General features: G+C 64.6%; 1 pseudogene. It reads left to right on the top strand.

The features are described 5' to 3' along the window. Nucleotides 1–560: pseudogene (locus GWK61_RS55105) on the top strand (galactosylceramidase); the annotation flags it as partial.

Genomic DNA, 560 nt, shown 5'->3' on the forward strand with positions numbered 1-560 from the left:
CAACTGGCCGGTCATCGCCGCCCTGTATCCGAACCTGTTCTTCAGCGACCAGGGCATGTCGATAGCGAACCAGCCGTGGTCAGGGAACTACCACATCGGCAAGACCACCTGGGTCACCGCACAGACCACGCAGTTCACCGCTCCCGGCTGGCACTACCTCGACTCTGCCAGCGGGTACCTCGGTGGCAACCGCTCCAACGGCAGCTACGCGACGCTGAAGTCCACCAACAACTCCGACTACAGCACCGTCATCGAGACGATGGACGCGACGGCCCCGCAGACCGCGTCGTTCACCGTCACCGGAGGACTGTCCACCGGCAAGGTTCACGTGTGGGCGACGAACGTGAACTCGGCCAACCCGGCCGACTACTTCGTCCACACCCAGGACATCACGCCCTCCGGCGGCGCATACTCGCTGACGCTCCAGCCCGGGTATGTCTATACCCTGACGACTACCACCGGGCAGGGCAAGGGCACTGCGACACCTCCGCCGGCCACCACGATGGCGCTGCCGTACTCGGACAACTTCGACACCGCCGCGACCAGTACGTCTCCGAAGT

Source organism: Catenulispora rubra (genome assembly GCF_015356825.1).
GTDB classification, from domain to species: domain Bacteria; phylum Actinomycetota; class Actinomycetes; order Streptomycetales; family Catenulisporaceae; genus Catenulispora; species Catenulispora rubra.